This window comes from Collinsella aerofaciens (genome assembly GCF_028206795.1).
Classification (GTDB): Bacteria; Actinomycetota; Coriobacteriia; order Coriobacteriales; family Coriobacteriaceae; genus Collinsella; species Collinsella aerofaciens_AX.
Map to the genome: position 1 here is coordinate 57,465 of NZ_JAQLFJ010000005.1, position 25,329 is coordinate 82,793.

General features: G+C 58.4%; 21 protein-coding genes. 6 read left to right on the forward strand and 15 right to left on the reverse strand.

The annotated features are described in order from the left end of the window. Positions 1-25: 25 nt before the first annotated feature. From PMX70_RS04455 to PMX70_RS04490, 8 genes are all read right to left on the reverse strand, one after another. On the reverse strand, positions 26-1,783 hold the full coding sequence (locus PMX70_RS04455; RefSeq protein ID WP_117563516.1) for a DUF2130 domain-containing protein: 1,758 nt from the start codon (positions 1,781-1,783) through the stop codon (positions 26-28). Between the two features lie 139 nt (positions 1,784-1,922). Then, positions 1,923-2,687 (reverse strand): ChbG/HpnK family deacetylase, encoded by a 765-nt coding sequence (locus PMX70_RS04460; RefSeq protein WP_117563517.1) that lies wholly within the window; start codon positions 2,685-2,687, stop codon positions 1,923-1,925. A 77-nt stretch (positions 2,688-2,764) separates the two neighbouring features. Continuing rightward, positions 2,765-4,213, reverse strand: coding sequence for a PTS transporter subunit EIIC (locus PMX70_RS04465; protein WP_271743004.1), 1,449 nt, complete (start codon positions 4,211-4,213; stop codon positions 2,765-2,767). Between the two features lie 340 nt (positions 4,214-4,553). Continuing rightward, positions 4,554-5,390, reverse strand: a complete 837-nt coding sequence (locus PMX70_RS04470; protein ID WP_158548887.1) for a PRD domain-containing protein — start codon at positions 5,388-5,390, stop codon at positions 4,554-4,556. Between the two features lie 73 nt (positions 5,391-5,463). Next, complete coding sequence (locus tag PMX70_RS04475; RefSeq protein ID WP_231500841.1) at positions 5,464-6,009, reverse strand: metallophosphoesterase; 546 nt, start codon at positions 6,007-6,009, stop codon at positions 5,464-5,466. A 66-nt stretch (positions 6,010-6,075) separates the two neighbouring features. Further along, complete coding sequence (locus PMX70_RS04480) at positions 6,076-6,255, reverse strand: hypothetical protein (RefSeq protein WP_117563521.1); 180 nt, start codon at positions 6,253-6,255, stop codon at positions 6,076-6,078. A gap of 264 nt (positions 6,256-6,519) precedes the next feature. Next, entirely contained in the window at positions 6,520-7,899 is a 1,380-nt protein-coding gene (locus tag PMX70_RS04485) for an aldehyde dehydrogenase (protein ID WP_271743005.1), read from the reverse strand. Positions 7,900-7,907: 8 nt separating this feature from the next. Continuing rightward, the gene (locus PMX70_RS04490) at positions 7,908-9,128 is read right to left on the reverse strand and encodes an iron-containing alcohol dehydrogenase (protein ID WP_271743006.1); all 1,221 of its coding nucleotides are present in this window, start codon (positions 9,126-9,128) and stop codon (positions 7,908-7,910) included. A gap of 256 nt (positions 9,129-9,384) precedes the next feature. On the opposite strand from PMX70_RS04490, the gene PMX70_RS04495 reads away from it, so the two are divergent. After that, a complete protein-coding gene (locus PMX70_RS04495) occupies positions 9,385-9,945 on the forward strand; it encodes a ferritin family protein (RefSeq protein ID WP_022094328.1) in 561 nt (186 codons plus the stop codon). 242 nt (positions 9,946-10,187) lie between these two features. Here PMX70_RS04495 and PMX70_RS04500 read toward each other — a convergent pair whose 3' ends face one another. After that, positions 10,188-11,069, reverse strand: coding sequence for a hypothetical protein (locus tag PMX70_RS04500; protein ID WP_271743007.1), 882 nt, complete (start codon positions 11,067-11,069; stop codon positions 10,188-10,190). 541 nt (positions 11,070-11,610) lie between these two features. Continuing rightward, entirely contained in the window at positions 11,611-13,047 is a 1,437-nt protein-coding gene (gene pdxR, locus PMX70_RS04505) for a MocR-like pyridoxine biosynthesis transcription factor PdxR (RefSeq protein WP_271743008.1), read from the reverse strand. A gap of 145 nt (positions 13,048-13,192) precedes the next feature. Between pdxR and pdxS the strand changes: the two genes are divergently transcribed. Beyond that, entirely contained in the window at positions 13,193-14,083 is an 891-nt protein-coding gene (pdxS, locus tag PMX70_RS04510; protein ID WP_271743009.1) for a pyridoxal 5'-phosphate synthase lyase subunit PdxS, read from the forward strand. 20 nt (positions 14,084-14,103) lie between these two features. Next, positions 14,104-14,691 carry a pyridoxal 5'-phosphate synthase glutaminase subunit PdxT gene (pdxT, locus tag PMX70_RS04515; RefSeq protein WP_271743010.1) on the forward strand — a complete coding sequence of 196 codons (588 nt, stop codon included), beginning with the start codon at positions 14,104-14,106 and terminating at the stop codon, positions 14,689-14,691. 401 nt (positions 14,692-15,092) lie between these two features. On the opposite strand, the gene PMX70_RS04520 is transcribed toward pdxT, so the two are convergent. Both PMX70_RS04520 and PMX70_RS04525 read right to left on the reverse strand, forming a co-directional pair. Continuing rightward, positions 15,093-16,004: a hypothetical protein gene (locus PMX70_RS04520; protein WP_117774394.1), complete on the reverse strand. Its 912-nt coding sequence runs from the start codon at positions 16,002-16,004 to the stop codon at positions 15,093-15,095. 152 nt (positions 16,005-16,156) lie between these two features. Beyond that, positions 16,157-17,506: an MFS transporter gene (locus tag PMX70_RS04525; RefSeq protein ID WP_271743011.1), complete on the reverse strand. Its 1,350-nt coding sequence runs from the start codon at positions 17,504-17,506 to the stop codon at positions 16,157-16,159. 270 nt (positions 17,507-17,776) lie between these two features. On the opposite strand from PMX70_RS04525, the gene PMX70_RS04530 reads away from it, so the two are divergent. Then, complete coding sequence (locus tag PMX70_RS04530) at positions 17,777-18,187, forward strand: peptide deformylase (RefSeq protein WP_117655208.1); 411 nt, start codon at positions 17,777-17,779, stop codon at positions 18,185-18,187. A 75-nt stretch (positions 18,188-18,262) separates the two neighbouring features. Here the strand turns inward: PMX70_RS04530 and PMX70_RS04535 are convergent, their stop codons facing one another. Next, positions 18,263-19,744, reverse strand: coding sequence for an aminotransferase class I/II-fold pyridoxal phosphate-dependent enzyme (locus PMX70_RS04535; RefSeq protein WP_271743080.1), 1,482 nt, complete (start codon positions 19,742-19,744; stop codon positions 18,263-18,265). Between the two features lie 201 nt (positions 19,745-19,945). After that, positions 19,946-20,803 (reverse strand): LysR family transcriptional regulator, encoded by an 858-nt coding sequence (locus PMX70_RS04540; protein WP_271743012.1) that lies wholly within the window; start codon positions 20,801-20,803, stop codon positions 19,946-19,948. A gap of 118 nt (positions 20,804-20,921) precedes the next feature. Between PMX70_RS04540 and PMX70_RS04545 the strand changes: the two genes are divergently transcribed. Then, positions 20,922-21,833 carry a DMT family transporter gene (locus tag PMX70_RS04545; protein WP_117757313.1) on the forward strand — a complete coding sequence of 304 codons (912 nt, stop codon included), beginning with the start codon at positions 20,922-20,924 and terminating at the stop codon, positions 21,831-21,833. A gap of 139 nt (positions 21,834-21,972) precedes the next feature. Then, the gene (locus PMX70_RS04550; protein WP_334203833.1) at positions 21,973-24,219 is read left to right on the forward strand and encodes a KUP/HAK/KT family potassium transporter; all 2,247 of its coding nucleotides are present in this window, start codon (positions 21,973-21,975) and stop codon (positions 24,217-24,219) included. An 81-nt stretch (positions 24,220-24,300) separates the two neighbouring features. Here the strand turns inward: PMX70_RS04550 and bsh are convergent, their stop codons facing one another. Then, positions 24,301-25,266, reverse strand: coding sequence for a choloylglycine hydrolase (gene bsh / locus PMX70_RS04555; RefSeq protein ID WP_195363971.1), 966 nt, complete (start codon positions 25,264-25,266; stop codon positions 24,301-24,303). Positions 25,267-25,329 lie beyond the last annotated feature (63 nt).

Here is a 25,329-nt window from a genome sequence, read left to right on the forward strand (position 1 = left end):
CGCTTTTTGCGCGATACGCTATCCCCTACTCGGCATCCTCGACCTCATACGAATCCGCCTCGGCTGGCTCATCGTTCGTCTCTGTCGCGGCCCCGCGCGCCTCGTCAAACGCTGCTTTCATGGTCTTGTTGCCCCACGTGAGCTTGCGAATGGTAAGATCGTCGGCTTTCTTGTTGGCAAGGCGCAGATTGTTCTCGGAGGACAGCAACGCCTCCTTGGTTTTCTGCAGATGGCTAATCGTCTTGTCGATCTCATCGATTGCCGTTTGGAACTTGCGGCTCGCGATCTCGTAGTTGCGGCCGAAATCGTTCTTGAACTTCTCCATCTTGGCTTCGAAGTTCGTGACATCGATATTCTGCTGCTTGTACTCCGCCAGCTCCTGCTTATAGCGAAGCGAACCCATGGCGGCATTGCGTAGCAGCGTAATGATGGGAATGAAGAACTGCGGGCGGATCACATACATCTTCTCGTAGCGATAGCTCACGTCCACGATTCCCGCGTTGTAAAGCTCGCTCTCGGGCTCGAGCAGCGTGCAGAGCACCGCGTACTCACAGCCTTTCTGGCGACGATCGTGATCGAGTTTCTTAAAGAAGTCCTCGTTTTTATGCTTGGTCGCGGTCTCGTCGTTCTCGTTTTTCATCTCGAACATAATCGAAATGACCTCGTTGCCGCTCGCGTCGCGCTCACGGAAAATGAAGTCTCCCTTGGTGCCCTCGGATGCATCGTTATCTTTCTCGAAGTACGCATTGGGAAACGCCGTCATGCGCAGACGGTTAAACTCGGTCTCGCAGTGCTGCTCGAGCGACTCGCCCACCATCTTGGTGGACAGGCGAACCTTCATGTCCTTAAGGCGCTCAATCTCTTCATCCTTGTAGCGAATCAGGTCATCGCTCGCGCGCTTGGCCTGCGCAAGCTCGAGCTCGTGTGCCGCCTTGGCTTGCTCCTCGCGAGAATCGCGCACCGCCAGCTCGCTCGTCAGTTTGGCACGTGCCTCATCGCGCTCTCGCTCCGCCGCGGCGACCGCCTCTGACAGGTTCATTTTTGCCATCAGTTCCTGCTCGCGCAGCTGGGCACGCAGGCCCTCGGCCTCTTGCTCGGACTGAGCCTTTGCGGCGGAAAACTTCTCTTGCACCTTCGCGCGATAGTCAGTAAGCGCGCGCTCGGCCTCGCTGCGAGCGGCATCGAGCTCACGCTGCGACTCTGCCGCGGCAGCGGCAAGCGCCATCTCCTGGGCCTTGTCCGCCGCGGCGATCCTGGCCTGCAGCTCGGCAATCTGAGCGTCGCGCGCGGACAGGTCGTTTTGAGCAGCATTGCGTGCCGCCGCCTCGGCAAGCCTGGCTTCATCATCTTTGCGCTCCAACTGCGCACGTAAATTGTCGATCTCGCGCTGAAGCTCGGCATTCTCCTTTTGAGCATCGGAACGAGCCTCAACCGCCGCGCGCTGACTTGCACTCTCGCGCTCTGCGGCAGCGCCTTCGAGCTTGGCGCGCAGCTCGGCAAGCTCAGCGTCGCGCTTGGCAACCTCTTGTGCCAGCTGCTGAGCTGCAGCGTTCTTCTGCTCGACAAGCTGAGCGTCGCGCTGAGACTCTGCCTTTTGCAAAGCAGCCGTCGAGCGCGAGCGCTCAAGCTCCAGTGCCTGCTCGCCCTCGCGCTGGACCGCCTTCACGCGCTCATCCAGGTCGCGCGAGAACTCGGCATCGCGCACCTGCTTGACGATATCCGCATAGCCGGACGCATCGACCTTAAAAACTTCGCCACAATGCGGGCACTTGATCTCGTTCATAGCAGCTCCTCGATGGACGCAAATTTCAACCGCCTACACTCTACCGCGCCGCACGGACAAAAAAGGCGCCGCTGCCATAATGGCAACGGCGCCAGAACCACCACAAAGGCGACTGTCCCCTTTGTGGTGACTTGGGTCCTTACAGGTCGCGGTAGTCGATCAGGCGAAGATCGGATTGAGACTCGAGCCAAGCGCGAAGCTCGGGGTCGATCAGTGCATCGACTTCCTTGGTACGATCGGTCGTGAGCGAGCTGTTCTCCAGGATAAAACGATCGAGATAACCCGGATGGCACACAAAGACGACCGTCTCGCCGTCCACCATCCCGCGAACCGTCTGCATGATTGCCTCTTTGGGCTCGTAGCCCGGCTCCATCGAGCGCATCACCATGCGCAGATCAGTATCTCCGCAATGCACCACAGCCGCGGGGTCGAAGCTCGCCTTTTGCTCCTTAAGGCCCAGCTCCTGAGCAACCGCCGAGATCGCTCGGTTAAGGTTTTTGCTCATGACGGCATGGGCCTCAAAGTAATCGGGCTCGCGGCCCACGATCTCGACAAAGCGGTCATGCTGCGCGCGGATCTCGATGCAGGCCTCGTCGAAGTCTATCAACTCCTCGCCGCGCTTAAAATGATCGCGGAAGGTACGGCTGCTATGGAACTCATCATTCTCGTTGAGCATGCTCGGAATGAGCGCCGGGTCGGCACACGGCTTGCCCAGGCACACGTTGGTATGCTGACCCACCGCAATGCCGGCATCCGCCACGAGCGACCAGCCACGCTCGGCCTCGGGCATATTGGGCATAAGTCCCGCCGAGCGCACCAGGCCCTCATTGATACTGCGGGCAATCCCCAGGTTAACGGCATACGAATAACCGATATCATCGGCACGAATGAGCAATTGCTTCATATTGACCCCCATCTACGGAAAGGGACACTTGAAGCGCAGCCAAGTGCCCCAGATAATTGTCCTACCGAACGGATGCTTTAGGCTTTGGCGGCAGCAGCGTCTTCGTCGAGCTGCTCCTTGGTAAAGCCAAAGAAGTAGGCGATGGCAGCGGCGGCAACAAATGCAGTGCCCGATGCAACGCAGCCCCATACGAGATTAGCAGTTCCGCCTGCAACATAACCTGTAATACCAAGGATATTAGTTGCGCCCAAAACATACGTGGTCACATTAGTGAGAGCCGCGATCAGGCCGCCGATAGCGCCGCCCGCGACCATGGCACCCAGGCAGCGAGTATACTTAAAGCCGCAGCCATACAGCGCGGGCTCCGTCACGCCACCGACAATGCCGGAGAGCGAGAAACCAAGCATAGCGCCCTTTTCGTCGACCTCCTTAAGGCGCAGGAAGGCACCGAAGGCCATGCCCCACGTGGCGAACTGAGCGATAGCACCCGCGACCATAACGCAGGAGTCAGACCCTGAGGTGAGCACCTGCACAATGCCGAGGGCAATCAGAACCTGGTGCATACCGGTCATAACCAGGAACTCCCAAAGCGCGGCAATGGCGACGAGGGAGAGGATTGTGACGATGCCGCCAGCGTTTCCGAGGCCGAACATAAAGTTGCCGACCAGGTCGCCCAGAATGGAACCAATCGGAGCTAGGGCGCACAGGGAAACGGGGGTCATCACAGCCATGGTGCACACGGGCACAAACACCGTGGAGAGCATGTCGGGGATGATCTTCTTCATGAACTTCTCGACGACCATCAGCACCGGCATAGACAGCAGCATGGGGAGCACGGTCGCAGAATAGTTGTTCAGCTGAGCCGGGAGCACGCCGTAAACCATCGTGGTCGTAGCACCAGAATCCGCAGCGGCGTTGACCAACGTCATGAACTCGGGGGCAATGAGCACGCCGCCGAGCATCATGCCGAGCGGCTTGCTGCAGCCGAGCTGCTTTGCGGCAGCCCAACCCAGATAGACAGGGAGGAAATAATAGCCGGCGTTGTAAATCCAGTTGTAGAAGAAGTTGTAGATGTCAGAATCGGCAGACCAGATACCGAGCATGCCGTCGCCGCAAAGTACGGCAAGTGTGCGGAACATGGCGGCGCCCATGATAATGGGGATCGTCATGCACATTGTCTTGGACAGGTAGTTAAGGGCCTTCTTGCCCGCAGTCTTGACCGTCAGTGGCTCCTTGGTGCCGTCATCGAGGTTCTCGTCAATGGAGCCTTCGCCCTTGACGCCCAGCGCAATGGCGGCGTCATAGACCTTCGGCACGTTCTGGCCAATGATGACCTGATACTGGCCGCCAGACCACTGTGCGCCCAGCACACCCTTGATCTTCTTAACTTCATTATCATTGGGAATGGACTGATCTTTGAGGTTCAGACGCAAGCGGGTCATGCAGTGCGTCGCGTTCGTCACATTGGAGGCGCCGCCGACGGCAGCGAGCACGTCCTCGGCAATCTTCTTGTTATCGACAGCCATGTCGAATCCCTTCTCTTCCAACTAAAGGCCGTGGGACTTCACGGCACCAAGACGCACGATTCCGCTCGCGCCTGCGCAGCGCGCGATACCAGTTGGCAAGAGATTGATTTGCATGTGATTCCCGGGTGGATCGACATGAAAAAAGCCCCGCGCACAACCGACAGAGACCCAATTATGGTCTTGGCAGAATCGGTAGTGCCTCTCGGAGCTGCGCCGTGAGTAACACCAAACACACGGCGAGTATATGCGGCAGATGCGTTCGTTGCGGCTCAGATTACCGACGAACGGTAGCAAACGACCCGCGAACGGTCGCCATGACGGAAAGGAAATACCAGAGAGCCTATTTATCCGAGTGGACAGAAGCCACGCGATTCACATGCATGATCAGATAGACGAGCTCCTCTTGGGCCAATGGCTCGCCAAAGGTCTCTTGAATCAGATCGTCGACACGGTGAGCGCAACGCGATGCCGCCGGATACTGCTCCACGAGCACGTCGTAAAGACCGGAGTTCTCGGTATCGATCGGCTCTTTCTTTGCCACGCGGTCGAGCAGATAGCGCACATGAGTGGCAAAGCGGGCAAAGGCGAACGACGAGCGATCGACCGTCACACCCAACTCTTCTTGAATAATCGCGACCGTCATATCGAGCAGTCGCTCCTCGTGCTGCTCGGCAAGCACGCGCCGCTCGCTCGGCTTAACCGATGCGTTGACAATCGACATGGCAATGCCCGCGGCCTCGCTTCGGGGCATACGCACACGGAAGCTTTTCTGGATGCCGCGAACAGCCAGCTCGCCCAAGCGGTATTCGATGGGATGCAGCTGCTCCAGATCGCGCTCGAGCGGCAACGACACCACCATGTGTTCGCGGGCGCGCTTAATGGCAAACTGGATATGGTCCGCCAGTGTAATGGGGAGGTTAGGGCTCAATTCGTACGAAAGCTGTCCGGTTGCGATATCAGCCAGCTGAGCAGAAAACTCCAGCACCTCGGGGTCGACCTCATCAATAAACGCCAGGTACTTTGAATCAATGCCGTAAAAGGTACGCGTGATGACATCCAGGTCGACCTCATGCGGCATATCGCCAAAGCCGATACCGCGACCCAGCGCGATAAGCTGACGCCCCGCGCCGTCTTCGCAGATGGCAGCGTTATGGTTAATGCGCTGGATAGCCCTCATGGATTCATCGCTCCTACTGAAACGCGCCGCACAGACCATCCGCGCGGCGCGTTCATTCTACCTGCACTTACAGCTACAGTCCAAAGAAGCCTAGGATTTGGTCACGGCTTACGGGCTTGTAGTTGTTGGCATCGAGGCCAACGTCGTAGCGCAGAACCGGGCGCTCGCGATCGCGGTTGCGCGCGTTGGTGCGGTCTCCCCTGCTGTGGATATGCCCGTGCAACATGATGGCGCCACGCGCCTTGCCGTTCCAGCTGAGCATGGGGTAATGGCTCATTACCAGGCGATGGCCCTTCGCGTAACCGGGGGCGACCTCCAGATAATCGCGCACCTCATCCCAAATGTGCGGCGCGTCTGGATCTTCCCAGTCGCCGTCATGGTTACCGCGGATGAGCGTTACGTTCTGACATTCGATGCGCTCGCGCAGGCGCACCGCCTCCGCCAGGGGCAAACGATAGGTAAAGTCTCCCAAGATATAGAGGCGGTCGTCCACAGCCACGCACTCATTGATGGCATCGATGACCTTGCGGTTCATCTCCTCGACCGAATCAAACGGTCGATCCATGTCGTGCAAGATATTCGTATCGCCCAGGTGCAGGTCGGCGGTAAACCACATCATCGTCTCTGTCCTCATTTCGCAACGCGTATAAGACCTGTTTAGTATACAGACGCGGCGATGAGACAGTCACCCAAAGAGCCCGCCGAACAGACCTCGGCGACGCTTGTCCTGCTTTTTCGAAGCGTCATCCCGCGTCTTCTTGCCCTGCCGCTTCTTACGGTCCTGCTCCAACTCATCGTCATCGAGTAGCATATCCCACTCAAACGGATCGTCTGTCAGATCGAACAGGTCATCGTCATCAAACACGTGCGCCTCCATTACCGATTAGCGAGCATCCACAACGTAGTTGAGAAGTCTACGGGCCCGTGCGGACACAAATTCATCCTGTCTGCGTCTTTCAATCGTTTGCCGCAACGCTTGCGCAACGGAACGCTTGCAGATAAGATGGGAACACGGATGGCACCCGTGGCAGCGGGTCTTGCCAACTCCGATACACGTTTTCATCGTGAGAAATGGCCGTCTTCGCTTACGCGGGGGCGGCCACTTTGTTTATCCCTATGTCATCTGATTCTAATGCACAAACATGCGCACGAACTTGTGCTTCCAGCTTGCATAAGGGGCATAGCGGAATGGCACGTCCAGCCATGTTGCTTTGTTCACGATGCTCTTCTTGTGGCTAAACGTATCGAAGCTCTCACGGCCATGGTACTGGCCCATACCGCTCGCACCCATGCCGCCAAAGCCCATATGGCTCGTAGCCAAGTGCATGATCGTGTCGTTGACGCAGCCACCACCAAAGGGCACGCAGCGCACAAAGCGCTGCTGAACCTCACGGTCCTGGCTAAAGATATACAGGGCCAGCGGCGTCGGACGATCCGTAATAAACGTCTCGGCCTCGTCTAGGCTCTCAAACGTCAGCACCGGCAAGATAGGACCGAAGATCTCCTCCTGCATCACGGCGTCATTGAGGGTCACGCCGTCCAAAATCGTCGGCTCAATCTTGAGCGAAGCCTCGCGTGCGGCACCCCCAAGCACGACCTTATCGGGATCAATCAACCCGCGCACGCGCGCAAAATGCTTGGTGTTGACGATATGCCCGTAGTCCTCGTTATCGAGCGGATGTTCACCAAACATACGGCGGGCCTCTTCCTTGATAAGGCCCAGCAGCTCGTCGTGCACGCGCGCATCGACCAGCAGGTAGTCGGGCGCCACGCAGGTCTGCCCCACGTTAAGCCATTTACCAAAGGCGATACGCCGCGCCGCGACCTTCAAGTTTGCCGTCGCATCCACGATGCAGGGACTCTTTCCGCCCAGCTCAAGCGTCACGGGCGTAAGATTTTTACTTGCGCGCTCCATGACGAGCTTGCCGACCGGAACGCTACCGGTAAAGAAGATCTTGTCCCAGCACTCGTCGAGCAGCGCTTCGTTTTCGGCGCGGCCGCCCTCGACAACCGTCACCAGACGCGGATCAAACGCCTCTTCACAGATCCGCTTGAGCACCGCGCTTGATGCCGGAGCATAGGCGCTCGGCTTGATGACCACGGTATTGCCCGCGGCAAGGGCGCCGGCAAGCGGCTCGAGCGTTAGCAAAAACGGGTAGTTCCAGGGCGCCATAATGAGCGTGACGCCATAGGGCATGGCTTGCGTTTTGCACACACTCACGGCGTTGGCGAGGTCACACGGACGCAGGCGCGGACGACTCCATCGAGCCACATGCGCAATCTGATGACGAATCTCGGAAAGCGAGGTGCCGATCTCACACATATAGGCCTCGTCATGCGACTTTCCCAAATCGGTCTTGAGCGCATGGGCAATATCGGCCTCGTGCGCCCGCACTGCGTCGCGCAAGCTCACGAGCGCGCGACGGCGAGCGTCGACATCAAACGTAGCGTGCGTCTTAAAGTAGGCACGCTGATCGCCGACGATACGCGCAATTTCCTCGGTGTTCATGGGCCCTCCTAGTTCTCGTCTTCAAACATACCACCCGCAACGACCTCGTACATATGCTCGAGCTCCAAACGGTCCATTAAAAGCGGAACGGGGTACAGGGGATTGGCCTCGGCATCGGCATGCGCCGCCATCTCAGGAATGTCGGAGCGGCGAATGCCCGTCACATATTTGGGTATGCCCAAGGCGGCGTTCATGCGGTCGACCCAATCGATAAAGGCCTCAGCAGCCACGTTGTCCAGCGCATTAGCCGGCGCAATGCCGGCCATGCGGGCGAGATCGGCGAGCTTGGGAGCAGCAGCTTCGCCATAGGCGCGAAGCATGTGCGGCAGGATGATGGCGTTGGCCAAGCCGTGGGGAATCCCGTAACGCCCGCCCAGGCTGTGCGCGATGGCATGGACGTATCCAACATAAGAGCGCGTAAAGGCAACGCCCGCTTTATACGCCGCCGAAAGCATATTGCGGCGCGCACGCATGTTGCCACCGCACTCATAGGCCTCGAGCAAATTGTCGTGGATGAGCTGCACCGCCTGGCGCGCCATCCTGCGCGTATAGGGCGTGGTGCTGCGCCCGATAAAGGCCTCGACGGCATGTGTCAGGGCGTCCATGCCCGTTTGCCCCGTAATGGAGGCGGGCAGGCCGCGCGTAAACTCGGGGTCGTGCACCGCAAAGCGCGGGATCAGCACAAAGTCGTTGATGGGATACTTGTAGTGCGTCTCGTCGTCGGTAATTACCGCTGCAAGCGTGACCTCGCTTCCCGTGCCCGCCGTGGTGGGAACGGCGATGAGCAGCGGCAGGTGACGATGGATACGCAACAGGCCGCGCATCTTGTTGATGGGCTTCTTTGGCTGCGCGATGCGCGCGCCCACGCCCTTGGCGCAGTCCATGGCCGAACCGCCGCCAAAGCCGATAATGGCCTGGCAGGCGCTCTCGCGATACAGGGACGCCGCTTCCTCCACGTTTGAGACCGTGGGGTTCGCACGTGTTTCGGCATAGACCGCAGCGCTAATTCCCTTGGACGCGAGCGCTGTCTCGAGCGGTGCCGTGAGCCCCAGACGGGCAATGCCGGGATCTGTCACGATAAGAACATGGTGTATTGAACGCTTTTGAAGCACTGCGGGCACTTCCTCAGCGTGCTCTAAAATGCGTGGCTCGGTATAGGGCAGCACCGGCAATGCGATGCGAAAAACCGTTTGATACGTTCGGCACCAGGCGCGGCGGGCTAGATGCATAAAGGAAGCTCCTTCATTTGTTGATTGGTCAACATTTGCTCGACCGATTGTACTCATCGGAGGTCGCACGAGGTCTAGCAATCGTTAATCAATCAACATCTACACATGCTTAAATTGTTTTATTAAAAATCATTCCTAATAGGCTTCACATTCGGTCTCATTTATGGATAATAGAACCCGTCAAGACGCACGTCCGGAGAGGGCCCTTACGGGACCGGACGAGCGCACCATCGCCATCGATCGAAAGGATCGAATCATGAAGTTTGTTTGCCCCGTTTGCGGTTATGTGGAAGAGTTCGACGGCGACCAGCTGCCCGAGGATTTCAAGTGCCCCCAGTGCGGCGTTCCCGGCTCTCGCTTCCTGAAGCAGGAGGAGGGCCAGCTCGAGTGGGCTGCCGAGCACGTCGTGGGCGTCGCCAAGATGGAGGGCGTCTCTGAGGACATCGTTGCCGATCTGCGCGCCAACTTTGAGGGCGAGTGCTCTGAGGTCGGTATGTACCTGGCCATGGCTCGCGTCGCTCATCGCGAGGGCTATCCCGAGATCGGCCTGTACTGGGAGAAGGCTGCCCACGAGGAGGCCGAGCATGCCGCCAAGTTCGCCGAGCTCCTGGGCGAGGTCGTGACCGATTCCACCAAGAAGAACCTCGAGATGCGCGTTGAGGCCGAGAATGGCGCCACCGCCGGCAAGACCGATCTTGCCAAGCGCGCCAAGGCCGCCGGTCTCGATGCTATCCACGACACCGTGCACGAGATGGCCCGCGACGAGGCTCGCCACGGCAAGGCTTTCGCCGGCCTGCTCAAGCGTTACTTTGGCTAAGCCAGCAGCCTGAGAGATAATCTCTAGCTCGAAGAAGGCCCGGACCGTATTGGTTCGGGCCTTTTTGTGTCTCGAGGACTCGTTAACGCCCTGAAATAGAGCTATCTTCGGCATCGGTCTCTCGTCAAAAACTAAGTGAGTAGACTTTTCGAAACTTGCCGAGCAGACCATCCGTATTGCTTTATAAAGTCGCAGGTAAATGACTTGTTTCAAAACGGCCTGGTCGCCAAAGTGCCAAAAGCCTACTCACTTAGAACCGCAGCCGTCCACGATCGAGCTGTTTTGTGTCTAACGGGCATCTTTCCGTCAATTACTCCCAATTTTGTCCAGTCAACGAATAGTTCAGACCGGAGTAATGTCTCAGCCCTTTGCTCATCTGAGCTTTTATCACGATATTCAGCATCGAGCATCCTGCATACGGCCTTAACGATCGCGTGGAATCTACCCTCATCGGATATCTGTCTGTGTGTCAGGAGAAGTACATCGTAGCCCATGGCCTGAAGGGCCGTCATGCGGTCAGCGTCACGCAAGCCATCCCCTGCGCGTCCGTGCGAGGCCTTTCCCTGACATTCAATGGCCACCTGTCGCCTGCCGTCCGGCGAAGAAAGAAGTAGGTCGATATATACACGGGACTTTCCCACAATCGCTCGAGCACTTGTGCTTAGCATCACTTCAACATTAAGCTCTATGCCGCAAAAACCTTCGCCTCCCAGGGATCGCGGCAGTGCAAGTAGCAAATACGCCTCGACCTCAAAAGGCGACGCGGCGCCCAATGGAACGAGTTGCGATACCGCTATAAATCTATTGCCGTAACGCATCCCGCAAACATCTGAACAAAAACGGTCAAGGTCTCCGCCCAAAACCAAAGCGTCTCGACGCCATAAATTTGAGGCGGTGCCGTCCTCGGACGGGCAGCGCACCCAACCGAACGTTGTCGAAATCGCGCCCGAATCAATTGCACGCGAAAGCTCCGCCTCAAGTGCCGCCGGCAGGGCACACACCGCAAACAAGCCACACATCTCCGCCAATACCAAAAGAAGCTGAAGATCCGTCAGATGCCGCAACATGATGAATGCCGTCAGTAGAGGAGACGTAATCAAAACCCCATGCTCCGTTTCCAGCACGGATTCCCTGGGAAGCTCACCAAGAAACAGCCGCTGCCTAATGCTAGCAGGACAAGTCCGTTTGTTTCTCGACCGAACCAATGTATACAACGGAAAACCGAGCGCGACCGCAGCCGTCGGGTTGCGGGCGAGATCATATCGCTGCCGGTCTTCTTCCGGTCGTGGAAGCGGCGGACACAAAGCGCGGACTTGAGGAGGCAAACGCCAGTACCTAAAAGCTGATATGTCACAAAGTAAATCCTTCATAGGCACAGGAAAACACGAATTTCAACCCAGTCAGTCACGCATTGGCGCGAACGCACCAAAAATGGCGCCGAACGGACTGCCAAGTTTTCAACAGCCCTCCCCAACTGGCCAAAAGCTTGCCGAGAGCTGGACGAAGCCCTGTTGAAAACCCCATTTTTTCTCATGCAGGAGCTTTGCGCGGCAAGTGAGTAGACTTTTTTGAACATCCCGAGCAGGCCGGTCATCCTGCTTTTCAAAACCGCAGGTAGATAGCTTGTTACAAAACTGCCTGGTCGCCAAACTGCTAAAAGTCTACTCACTTAGGTTGCAGAATGCCCCCCATTAGCTGCAATTCCAAGGTAGTTAGTACTTTTGGACTCAGATCGTCATACTGAACAAGAATTTGAGTTGAGTTTTCAGGGACAGATGCGCCATCGGCACACCAAAAACAGTCACCGATATCGATAAAAGGGATGCTCGAGCGCGTGAAGGCCCGTGCAAAAGAGCTTCCGCCCGCGTCACGCTCCACGGCCACGACGCAGTAAAGGCCGGCGTCCGCGTACTCGATCGAGACTTCCCCTGCCGGAAACGTTTTCCGTACAAGCGCCGCCAGGCCATCACGCGCCCCACGAGCACGAACGCGCACGCGGTTCACATGTCGCTCGTAATCACCCGATTCCAGCAAACGCGCCAAGGCAACCTGATCAACAGAACTTACCGACGAGGCGTAGAAACCAAGGTTGCGTTTAAACCTCTCCATTAGTTCATCGGGCAGCACCATGTACGCCAAACGTAACGCCGATGAAAGGCTCTTCGAAAACGTATTGGTGTAGATAACCGACTGGGCGGCATCGATCGACGCGAGCGCGGGAATCGGCTTGCCGGCAAGGCGAAACTCACAATCAAAGTCGTCTTCGATGAGATACCGACCTGGCCGCTCGGCGGCCCAGCTCAGCAACGCATAGCGACGTGCAATGCTCGTCACAAGACCAGTCGGATACTGATGAGACGGCATCAGGTGAAGGACATCGGTCCCGGTTTTCTGCAGCGCGCTCAAGTCCACGCCCTCAGCATCCAACGGGACATGCCGCACTTCGCAACCCATGGCCTGATAGATGCGCGTCAAGCGCAAATAGCCTGGATCCTCGACGGCATACACCTTGTCCGCGCCAAGCAACTGAACCAACATGGTATCGAGCAGCTGGGCGCCCGCACCGATAACGATATTGTCGGGATTGACATTCATGCCCCTTGTCCCGCGCAGATGGTGCGCAATCGCACGTCGCAGTCGAGCGGTGCCATGCGCCGGTGCGGGCGAAAAGATTTCACGTTCGTCTTCGGACGTCAGCGTCGCCCGTAGCGCACTTTGCCAAAGCCGCGCCGCCTCCAAAGCGGAAGGAGAAAGTGCGTCGAATCGCTCTGCCTGCCCCATGGCATCATGCGCGCTGGGACCAACAGGGACAGCATCTCGGTCGATGTCCTCCGCAGCCGAAGCCAAAACCGGTGCATCCGGAAGTTCGCAAGCGTAGTAGCCACGACGCGGCATTGAGCAAATATAGCCCTCGGCAAGCAACTGGCTATATGCATTCTCGATAGTAATGACACTGATTCCCAGATGACTGGCAAAGGCGCGCTTAGACGGAAGATGCTCCCCCGCCGCAATGCGTCCAGCAACGATATCATCTCGAATTTGCTGGTAAACATACTCATAGAGCGATGCTTCGCCGCGGTTTTCCAAATTATAGTCAAGCATGAGTTTGTCACCTGACCTTATCGAGTCATTCAATCTGGTATTACTCTGACCTTGTTATTATCTCGAAAACTGAGTATTTCGCCATACCCAGCTCCCCGATAGGATGTTCCGTCAAGCAATGCACATGCCAACCAAGGGAGCAACCATGGCAGAACAGACCAGCAAGGCCGATCGCGTTAAACTCAACCGCGAGCTCGCGCAGATGCTCAAGGGCGGCGTCATCATGGACGTCACCACGCCCGAGCAGGCACGCATCGCCGAAGAGGCGGGCGCCTGCGCCGTCATGGCGCTCGAGCGCATCCCGGCCGACATCCGCGCCGCAGGCGGCGTCTCGCGCATGAGTGATCCCAAGATGATCAAGGGCATCCAAAAAGCTGTCTCCATCCCCGTTATGGCCAAGTGCCGCATCGGCCACATTGTCGAGGCGCAGATCCTGCAGGCCATCGAAATCGACTACATCGACGAATCCGAGGTCCTCTCCCCCGCCGATGATGTCTATCACATCGACAAGACCCAGTTTGACGTGCCGTTTGTCTGCGGCGCCCGCGATCTGGGCGAGGCGCTGCGCCGTGTTGCCGAGGGCGCCACGATGATTCGCACCAAGGGCGAGCCGGGCACGGGCGACGTCGTTCAGGCCGTGCGCCATATGCGCAAGATCCAAAAGCAGATCCGCGACGTTGTTGCCCTGCGCGACGACGAGCTCTTTGAGGCAGCCAAGCAGCTGCAGATTCCGGTCGAGCTGGTGCGCGAGGTCCATGCCACGGGCAAGCTCCCCGTCGTAAACTTTGCCGCCGGCGGAGTCGCGACCCCCGCCGACGCCGCGCTGATGATGCAGCTGGGCGCCGAGGGCGTCTTTGTTGGCTCGGGCATCTTTAAGAGCGGCGACCCCGCCAAGCGCGCCGCCGCCATCGTCAAGGCCGTGGCAAACTTCACCGACGCCAAGCTCATCGCCGAGCTTTCGGAGGACCTGGGCGAGGCCATGGTGGGCATCAACGCCGACGAAATCGAGATCATCATGGAGGAGCGCGGGCGCTAGTCCAGCAGAAAGGATCGCACATGAGCGATTATGCAGACCAAACGGTCGCCGTGCTGGCGGTCCAGGGCGCTTTTGCCGAGCATGAGGCAAGGCTATCTGAGCTGGGCGCACGCTGTATTGAGCTGAGGCAGGCGGCTGATTTGAAGCAGAACTTTGACCGTCTGGTACTTCCCGGCGGCGAGTCTACCGTTCAAGGGAAACTGCTTGATGAGTTGGGCATGCTCGAGGAGCTTCGTACCCGTATCGCTGAAGGCATGCCCGTCCTGGGCACCTGCGCCGGCCTGATTCTGCTGGCTCACGACCTTGCCGCTCATGACGATAAGGGCACGCCGCGTTTGGCAACCATGGATGTGCTCGTTGAGCGCAATGCCTATGGCAGACAGCTCGGCAGTTTTCGCACCAAGGGACAGGTAGACGGCATCGACGGTGAAGTGCCGCTGACATTTATCCGCGCGCCCCGCATCGTCGAGGTCCACGGCGACGCCAAGGCCTTGGCAGAGGTCGATGGCCGCATCGTCGCCGCCCGCCAGGGCAACCAGCTCGGCGTAACCTTCCACCCCGAGCTCGACGAAGACACCCGCCTCCACGAACTGTTCCTACAAATGTAGGCATCGAAATCAACAAACGAAACGAGAGTGGATAATCTCCCACTTTAAGCTTGGATGCAGGCTCAAACCGGGAGATTATCCACTCTCATGCTATGTAGTCATTGGGGACGCTCTTAAACGACTACTCAAACAAGAACGTCCCCAACGACCATATTGCGATAGACGACCACGTTTGCCCAGATAAAACCGACCAAATAAACCTGTCCCCTTTTGGTAGGTTTGGATCAAGGCAACGCCGATGCCTTGGTATCGACAGCGAAAACCCGCCAGAGCGAGCAAGGCGCCTTGAAACGAGGCGGCATTGATCTTTTGGTCATGCCGCCGAAGTTGAAAGGCAGATTGCCGCTCTGGCGGGTTTGCAGCGTCAACTAGTTACGCGGTTTGGTAAAACCGCGTAACCCCTAGAAACGGTTGCCGCGGAAGCCGCCACCGTTGCGGCCGCCACGATCGCCACCGCGACCGCCGCGGTCGTTACCACGGTTGCCGCCGAAGCCGCCACGGTTGCCACCGCGATCGCCATAGCCACCACGGTTGCCACCAAAGCCGCCGCGACCGCCACGGTCGCCGCCACGGTCACCAAAGCCGCCACGGCCACCGCGATCGCCACCGCGACCGCCGCGGTCACCACCACGGCCACCGCGATCGCCAAAGCCGCCGCGACCGCCACGGTCGCCGCCACGGCCACCGCGCTCGTCACGGCCGCCGCGAGGACCGCGGTCCTCGTCCAGGCCCATGGCGACGAGCGGAGCGATAACCTTATCGAGAGCGGCCATCAGCTCGGTGGCCTCCTCGTAAGAAAGCTCAGGCAGGAGCTTCTCCTTCTTGTTGGCAAGCTCGACCAGGCCCTCAGCGGCATCCTCGGCAGCGAAGACGACGATCTTGCGCATATCGCCCTCGGCGTCGTCGATGCGGCCGACCAGATCGGCAGCCTCGGCCTCGGCCATCAGGCCATCGAGCTCACGAAGGCGCATGCCCAGCAGGTCGGACATCTCCTTCTGCTCCATCTTGGGCTTGAGGTCAAGAAGCTTGATGGCGCGCTCGATGTTCGCCATGCGCTCAGCCTTGGCCTCCTCCTCCTTGGAAATAGCAAAGCGACGGCTGCGCAGCAGGCGGGCGGCCTTCTGCATCTTGTCCATCAGCTCTTCGTCATCGTAATCAGCGGCGGCCTCGACAACCTCGGCCTCCTCCTCGGCGGAAACCTCGTCAGCAGCCTCAACCTCGGCAGCTTCGGTCTCCACGGTCTCGACTGCCTCGACCTCGGCAGCCATGGTCTCGTTCTCGGTCTCGTTCATGATCTCTTCGTTCTCAGACATGAGACTCCTTCTTGGCCCTCTCGGGCATCATCGCCCCATTCGCGGGGCCCGTCGCGCACTCTTTGCGCTTTAAACATTCATGCCTCTCGGCAAAACGTCCATTAGTTTATGGTGTCGCCATCCAATCTAGCTGCAGAATCTATGTGCACACATTAATGCGACATGTGCGACTCGCGGCGGGCGTACACCAGCGACACCGCGAACCCGACAACGGCAATCACGGCCGCCACGCGCACGGCGGCTGCAAATCCTATCGCCTGGGCAACGTCCGACGCAACGCCCGCGGCGCCAGCAGCCACCGCAGAACTCGAAAGCAGGCCGATAAACAGCGACGGACCAAACGACGCGGCAATCATGTTCCACGTGTTAAGCAATGCCGTTCCGTGAGGATGCTCAGCGGCGGGAAGCGTCTCCAAACCGGCGGTCTGCGAGGGGCTCAGTACCAAACCGACGCCGGCATACACCACAACGGTCAGCAGCACGACAACGCCGATGTTCATGCTTGCCGCCGTCATCGAAATGGAAATCTGCCCCACAGCGATCAGGGCAAAGCCGACCGGCAGCAGCGGCCACGCACCACGGGCATCCATCACGCGTCCGCCCACAATCGAGGTCACGGCGTTGCAGGCGATCGCCGGCAAAATGAGCAAACCCGCAACAAGTGCGGTCATGCCGTATGCGCCCTCAAAATAGAGCGGCAACAAAACACTCATCGAGAACGTTGTCATCATCGACACCACCACAAGCAGGCACGCAGGCCAAAAACGAACGCTCGCCATGGGACGCACGTTAAGCACCGGATGCTCGAGCTCGAGCTGACGGGCCGCAAACAAGCCGAGCAGCACAAGGGCGGCGAAGAGCGTCACGATGCCGGAAATCAGATTGGTCGAGAACTCGCCTACGGAATACACAAATGCCGTAATGCCGGCAGCGAGCAAAACAACCGACAGAATATCAAGCGTGGTGTTCGAGCGCTCTCCGACATTCTGAACAAGCTTCACGCCCGCCGCAGCGACCGCAATGCCGCCCACCAACGGCACTACGAACACCGCTCTCCAGCCAAACAACGTGCACATAAGACCACTAATCACAGGCCCAAACGCCGGCCCTAGCGTAATGCAGGCACCGCCCAGGCTCAGATACAGACCGAGCTTCTCGCGCGGAGCGCAAGATAGCACTACATTCATCATGAGCGGAAACAAGATACCCGATCCCGCAGCCTGCAAAATACGACTTGGCAGCAAAACGGCAAACGACGGGGCGACCAGGCACAGGACTTCGCCGGCGACCATGCATCCGCATGCGAAAAACAGCAGCTTGCGCGTCGAGAAACGACCGGACAGATAGGCCATGATGGCCGTAAAGATCGATGTCACGATCATGTAGCCCGAAACTAGCCACTGCGCCGTGGTGGCACTCACCGAAAAGGCCGCCATGATATCGTGCAGTGCCACGTTAATGATGTTCTCGTTAAACGCGGCAACAAAGGCTGCAATATACATTACGACGAGAAACGCCGAAGTGGCCGATGGCGTTGCTTGAACTTGTTGCTGAGATTTGCTCCCCATGCATTTCCTTCCTCTTGGAACAACAGTCACATCGCCCCAGAGGAACAGTCCAGGGCGAGCACGAGCCCTAGACTTACGTCAGACGCCGCACGCGACGGATCCGACAACATGGTCCAACGTTGAAAGATTGTAACGCTGACGCGCAGCTTTCCTTCCGCGCTATTATTAAAAGTCCACGAAAGCACGAGACATGAGGAGCCCGCCATGATTAAGCCCATCATGAAATCCGAGTTCTTTTTGCGCCTGCCTTCCGAAGACGCGGGACCCGACGATGCCGCGACCGGGCAGGACCTCCTGGATACGCTCCATGAGCATGAGCACGAGTGCGTGGGCCTTGCCGCCAACATGATTGGCGTGCGCAAACGCATCATCTGCGTAAAGGACGGCAACAGGGCGCTGCTGATGTACAACCCTCAAATTCTTGAGCAGGTCAATTCCTATCAGACGAGCGAAGGATGTCTCTCGCTTTCCGGTGAGCGCCCCTGTACTCGCTATCGCCGCATTAAGGTTGAGTATTTGGACGAGAATTTCGTCCACCGCATCAAAAACTTCTCGGGCTACACCGCCGAGATCATCCAACACGAAATCGACCACTGTTGCGGAATCGTTATTTAGTTCCGCCGATTCAAGAAAGCTCCCTGCAGCAAAACAACTGCAGGGAGCTTTTCATAGTGCGGAACTTCTATCCCACTAGCTCTGGCGGTAATGGTCGAAGAAGTCGGCGAGATCTTCGAGGGACTCCTTGAGCACTTCCATGCGCGGCAGGTACACGATACGGAAGTGGTCGGGCTCAGCCCAGTTGAAGCCGCCGCCGCGCGTGATCAGGATCTTCTTCTCGTGCAGCAGGTCAAGGGCGAACTGCTCGTCATCGGTGATGTTGAACTTCTTCACATCCATCTTGGGGAAGATGTAGAACGCCGCGCGCGGCTTAACCACCGAGATGCCGTCAATCTTGTTGAGCGCCTCATACACAAAGTTGCGCTGCTCGTAGACACGGCCGCCGGGACGGATGTAGTCGTTAACGGACTGATGACCACCGAGTGCCGTCTGAACGATCGACTGAGCCGGCACGTTGGAGCACAGGCGCATGTTGGAGAGCATGTTGATACCCATGATGAAGTCGCTCATGCAGCGCTGGTTGCCCGAAAGCACCATCCAGCCAATACGATAGCCCGCGATCATGTGCGACTTGGACAGACCGCTAAAGGTGACACAGGGCAGGTCGGGGGCGAGCGAGGCAATCGAGACGTGCTCGTAGCCGTCCATGCACAGGCGGTCGTAGATCTCATCGGCAAAGATCATCAGCTGATGCCTGCGTGCAACCTCGACGATGCCCTCGAGCACCTCGCGCGGATAGACGGAACCCGTGGGGTTGTTGGGGTTGATGATGACGAGGGCTTTGGTCGAGCTCGTGATCTTGGACTCCATATCCTGCAAGTCGGGATACCAATCCGCCTGCTCATCACACAGATAATGTACGGGATGACCGCCGGCAAGGGTTGCGCACGCCGTCCAGAGCGGATAGTCGGGGCTGGGGATCAGAATCTCGTCGCCGTTGTCGAGCAGCGCGTTCATCGAAAGCTGAATGAGCTCGGACACGCCGTTGCCCGTGTAGATATGCTCCATCTGAACGTTGGGCAGGCCCTTGATCTGCGAATACTGCATGATTGCCTTGCGCGCGGAGAACAGGCCACGCGAGTTGGAATAGCCTTCGCAGTCGGGCAGCTGCTGGCGCATGTCCTTGATAACCTCATCGGGCGTGCGGAAACCGAAGGGCGCCGGGTTGCCGATATTGAGCTTGAGGATGCGCTCGCCCTCGTCCTCCATACGGGCGGCCTCGTCGACGACGGGGCCGCGCACGTCATACAGGACGTTATCGAGCTTGGTGGATTTAGAAAAAGTACGCATGGTGGTGCTCCTTGGAATTTGAGCTGAGGGATGGGGTTCGGGCTTGGAATCGTTGCGGGGTGATGATGCCTCGCCTTGATCGGCGTCGCCGGCAAGCAGCCAGGTAACATCGACCTCCAAAATACGGGCGAGCAGCTCAGCCACATCGCGCCGCGGAATCGTCTTGCCGCTCACATATTGGCTCATCTGACTCTTGCCGAGTTTTTTGCCGAGCATCTCCGATGCGCGGATCACGTCCGACTGGCGAACGTCGCGATCGGACATAGCCTGTCGCAGACGATCGCTAAACGTCTCTTGGGCCACTAGAACCTCCTTGCTGGCAAAGTTCAATTTATACAACACGAATTGAACCTGAGTTCAATTTAGGCAGCAGTATAGCGCGGAGCATTATCCGAAAGTTCAATTTCACAATAAAATGTACCGAACCCCGAGAATTGTCCCGAAGTGGACAACGGGCACGCGCTTTTAGAGATATTCAAGGAAATGAGCCGCCGCGAGCGAAACGTCAGCGGTGCGGTATATGGCGTTGATCTGCCGATGAGGACGTCCCTCGAGCGGGCGCACGGCAACATCGAACTGGCAGCGGCGCAAGATGAGCGCCGGAAGAATGCTCACGCCCAAGCCGTCCTCGACCATGGCCATAATCGCATAGTCATCCCAGGTCGACAGCTTAGAGAGCACCGCCAGGCCCGCGCGGCGAAACAGCGGCGTAATCTCGTCGTCGCTACCGCGTTCCAGCAGAATAAACTGCTCGTTGGCCAAATTGGCAAGGGAAACGATCTCCGCGGTGGCAAGCGAGGAGTCCGCTGGCACCACGGCCATCAGCTCGTCTTGCACCAACGGTCGGGACGCCATGCCGGCGCCGCGTGGCTCGCGCGGAATAAAGCCCAGATCGCAGCGGCCCTCTGCCACCCATTGCTCAGTCTCGGAGTAATCACCCATCAGCAGCTCGTAATCGACATCCGGATGATCGGCGCGAAAACGCGCGATCACCGGCGGCAGCACGTGGGTCGCCACGCTCGAAAACGTACCGATGCAGATTTTGCCGCGCATGAGCCCGCGCATCTCATCCACCCGTCGCTGCAAACGAACAAATTCCTCGCATAACGCCTCGACCGCCGGCATAACTTGCCGCCCGTCGGCAGAAAGCACTACGCCCTCGCGACTGCGGTCGAGCACCTTAAAGCCCCAATCGGCCTCAAGATCGGCCACCATACGGCTCACGCCCGATTGCGAATAGCTCAGGCGCTCGGCAGCACGCGTAAAGCTTCCGGCGCGCACCGTCTCCAGCAGCACCTGCATCTTTTGAATATTCGTTTCCACGGCACCCCTCCACCTTTACATGAGTTTTTGTCATGTTATCCATGCATTATATTCGCTTTTCTTCTAAAGCCAGTTCACCCATAGTGAACATGTTCGGATATAGAGGGGATGTCAGCACATGAACAACGGATTGTTTACGTACTTAGCAGCATTGCTATTGTTTGGCTCCAACGGCATCATCGCCGCTGCCATCGCGCTGCCGAGCTCCGATATCGTACTGTTGCGCACGTTTTTGGGCGCTCTCACCCTTGCCGCCATCCTCTTCATAACCAAGCGCCATAACCTGCAGGCTCCGTCTCGCCCCCGCGAGGCCGCAGCGCTCATCGTCTCGGGCGCCGCGCTGGGCGCCAGCTGGATTTTCCTGTTCCGCGCCTATCAGACGATCGGCGTTGGTATCTCCTCGCTGTTGTATTACTGTGGCCCCATCATCGTTATGGCCCTCTCCCCGCTCATTTTTGGCGAAAAGCTGACCGGCGGCAAAATCGCCGGCTTTGTCGCCGTCGCCTGCGGTGCTTTTCTCATTGCAGCGCAAGGTCTAGGCGGCAATATGCCCATTGCGGGCATCGTCTGTGGAATCGCCTCGGCCTTCTGCTATGCATTGATGGTCATCGCCAGCAAGGGTGCGCCGCACATCGAGGGCCTCGAGAACTCCGCACTCCAAGTGAGCGCCGCCTTTGTGACCGCACTGGCCCTCACGCTCATCACGCAGGGCGCTCCCTCGTTCCTGTCCGCCGGCGTCGCCGCCAGCATTGATTGGCGCGCCGTCGCTATGCTCGGCGTCGTCAACACCGGCATTGGTTGCCTGCTCTACTTTAGCGCCGTCGCCAAGCTGCCCGTCCAGACCGTCGCCGTCGTCGGCTACCTCGAGCCGCTTTCGGCGGTCGTGTTCTCGGCCGCCCTTTTGGGTGAAGCCATAACACCGGTCCGCCTGATGGGCGCCGCGCTTATCATCGGCGGCGCGATTTTTTGCGAACTCGCCGGCAAACGCGCAAACGCCAAGGCTGGCATCGCCCAGACAGCACGTGCTTAAAAGCCCCTGCTTTGAAATGCTACCTGCGTAGATAAATAATCCCCAGCTGAGGATTATTGTCTAAAATAACCCGATGTGCCAAACTGCTCTTGTATGTATAAAGACTGCATAAAGTTTTTTGTCCTAGACAGATAACCGGATGTCTAAGGGAGTCCACGTGGCACACAACAAACTGGAGGCAAACCTCCAAGGCCAGCATGGGCAGGGCGGGCACGGAGCCATTCCCCTCTCCGCTGGCATGCTGCTCGTAACGCTCGGCGTCGTCTATGGCGACATCGGCACGAGCCCCATGTACACCATGAAATCAATCGTCGCCAACAACGGCGGCATCGGTACCGTCAGCGAGGACATGATCCTGGGCGCGCTTTCGCTCGTCATCTGGACCATGACGCTCGTGACCACGGTCAAGTACGTGGTAATCGCCATGAAGGCCGACAACCACAACGAAGGCGGCATCTTCGCCCTGTTCAGCCTCGTACGCAAGGTGGCACCATGGCTGATTCTGCCCGCCATGATCGGTGGCGCGGCGCTGCTCGCCGACGGCATCCTCACCCCCGCCGTCACGGTCACCACAGCCATCGAGGGTCTGCGCACCATCGAATGGGACCATGCGCTGCTGGGCGACGGCCAGACCAACGTCATCATCATCACCATCATCATTATCTGCGGCCTATTTGCCATGCAGCGCGCCGGCACCTCGTCAATCGGCAAGCTCTTCGGCCCGCTCATGACGCTGTGGTTCCTGTTCCTGGCAGGCGCCGGTCTGTTCAACATGCTCGGCAACCTGTCCATCTTGCGCGCGCTCAACCCCATCCGCGGCATTATGTTCCTGTTCTCGCCCATCAACCATTCGGGCATTATGGTGCTCGGCTTTGTCTTCCTATCGACAACCGGTGCCGAGGCGCTCTATTCGGACATGGGTCACGTGGGCAAGGCAAACATCTATGCATCCTGGCCGTTTGTTAAGGCGGCCCTTATCCTCAACTATCTGGGTCAGGGAGCTTGGCTGCTCGCCAATAACTCCAACCCCCAGATGCTTGCGATGGATATCGTCAACCCGTTCTATATGATGCTCCCCGAGCCCCTGCGCCCCTTTGCCATCGTGCTTTCGGCCGTAGCGGCCATCATCGCCTCGCAGGCGCTCATCACCGGCTCGTTCTCGCTGGTATCCGAGGCAACCCGTCTCAATCTCATGCCGCACCTGCGCATCCACTACCCCAGCGACACCAAGGGCCAGCTCTATATTCCGCTCGTCAACAACATCATGTGGGTCGGCTGCATCTTCATCGTGCTGCTGTTCCAGAACTCCGAGCGCATGGAGAGCGCCTACGGCCTCGCCATTACCGTGACCATGCTCATGACCACAACGCTTTTGACGAGCTACATCGCCGGCATCCTCAAGCACAAGCTGGGTGCCTGCGTCTTCGCCCTGCTTTTTGGTGCCATTGAGCTGTGCTTCTTCGCCTCGTGCCTCACCATGTTCTTTGACGGCGGCTATGTGATGATCTTCTTGGCCTCGCTGCTGTTTGGCCTTATGTACGTGTGGCGCCGCGGCACCGCCATCGAGCGCACGCAGACGATCCTGCTGCCCGTCTCCAAGTACATCGATCAGCTCAACCGCCTGCGCAACGACGAGACCTACCCCGTGCTCGCCGACAATCTGGTGTTCCTTACCAACAGCCCCGACCCGCTCACGCTCGACCGAGACGTGCTCTATTCCATCCTGGACAAGCATCCCAAGCGCGCCAAGGCATACTGGTTCATCAACGTGCACGTTACCGACGAGCCCTATACGCACGAGTATTCCGTCGAGACCTTTGGCACAGACTTTTTGTTCCGCGTGCGCCTGGACCTGGGCTTTAAGGTCAACCAGCGCGTCAACGCCTATCTGCGTCAGATCGTCGGCGACTTGATGGCATCGGGCGAGCTGCCGCCGCAACATCACACCTACTCCATCTACGAGACGCGCGGCAACGTAGGTGACTTCCGCTTTTGCATGCTGCGCAAGATGCTTGCCCCCGAAACGGACATCAACCGCAATGACCACCGCGTGATGGCCATCAAGTACGCCGTCCGCCGCGCCTGCGGAAGCCCGGCACGCTGGTACGGTCTCGAGAACTCGGCCATCATCATTGAGTACGTACCGCTCTTTGCCCGCATGCGCCCGGCCGTCAAACTTGTGCGCACCCAGGTGCCGCTCGAGGTTCAGATCGAAGAGGCCGAGGAAATGGAGGTCGACATTTTCTCGGACGACTTGGTCAACGGCAACGAGGCCGGCAAGAGCATGAACGTCGATCCCACCGAGCTGCTCGAGAGCGTCGCCGATACGCCCGAACAGCAACTCGACGGACTCGAGAGCACCCAGTTCAACGACGCCAACTTCTAACACGCCACCAGCCATTGACGACAACGGCCTCGCATCTCATAAGAGGTGCGAGGCCGTTTTATGTCGCAACGGACCAGTGAGCTACGAACGGCGCGGCTCGGGAACCACGAGCCTATCGGGGCTCGCGCCCTCGGCATCCATCAGGCTCACGTAGCGAATCGACGGATCCCCATACATCGCGTAGTAATAATTGCCCGTGCGCGCGCTAAAGCATCCGGTGTAGATAGTCTTCTCGAACTTGCCATCGCCCATCCTGGACGCTCCCTCGATCATCACCACGCCCTCGAGCGAGCGGAACATGCGAACGACGTTTTCGGTCTCGCTCTCCTTTTGTGGGTAATTGGCATTGAGGTACGCCGCCTTTACAAAACGGCTCGGCGAATAGCAATCGCCCGGAATGCCGCGCATGCCGGCACCGGCTCCATAGGGCTTAAGCTCGGCGCCACGCCATGTCGCCGTCTGCGGAAAATCGCTTGTGGCCGTGATATAGGTGCGCAGGTTTTCCATGTGCCACGGGAAAGTCGGCTGATTGGCAAGGGTGTCGACCGGATTGTCGTATACATGCAGGCCGTCAGCCATCATCTCGACCACGATGCTGCGTTGGCTGTCGCCGATAATCCAATGGAGCAGTGACACGCCCAGCCCCTCTCCGGCAGATTTGGCGACAATCACCGTGTCGCGCAGCGCGGCCTCGACCTCATCGACCGTCGAGAACGTCGCTGCCACCCACAGGGGAAACTCATAGGCCGCGATATTGTTCTTGCCGTCGACAGGGCCATCGGCATACTCGGCATAGCCGGGGAAGTTGAGCCCCGCCACAGCCAGACCCGCATCGTTACCGCAGTCGAAAAACATAGGGTAGTTCTCGTAATCGATGCACATGCCGATTACCGCGTGCGCCGCCGACGCATCGTCGATAAACGAATACGGAATGTGGAACCCGCGCGGCATCACGCGAACCTGTTGGCCGTAGTCAAAGCTCCAGTCGAGGTTGCGGCCTAGATACATGTGGCCAGAATTATCGGTAAATCGAATGCTCGTACACATAGCGCCTCCTAGCTTTACGTTCCTGCTAAGGTTATTGTCACCAAACAAAAAGGCGCTAAACAC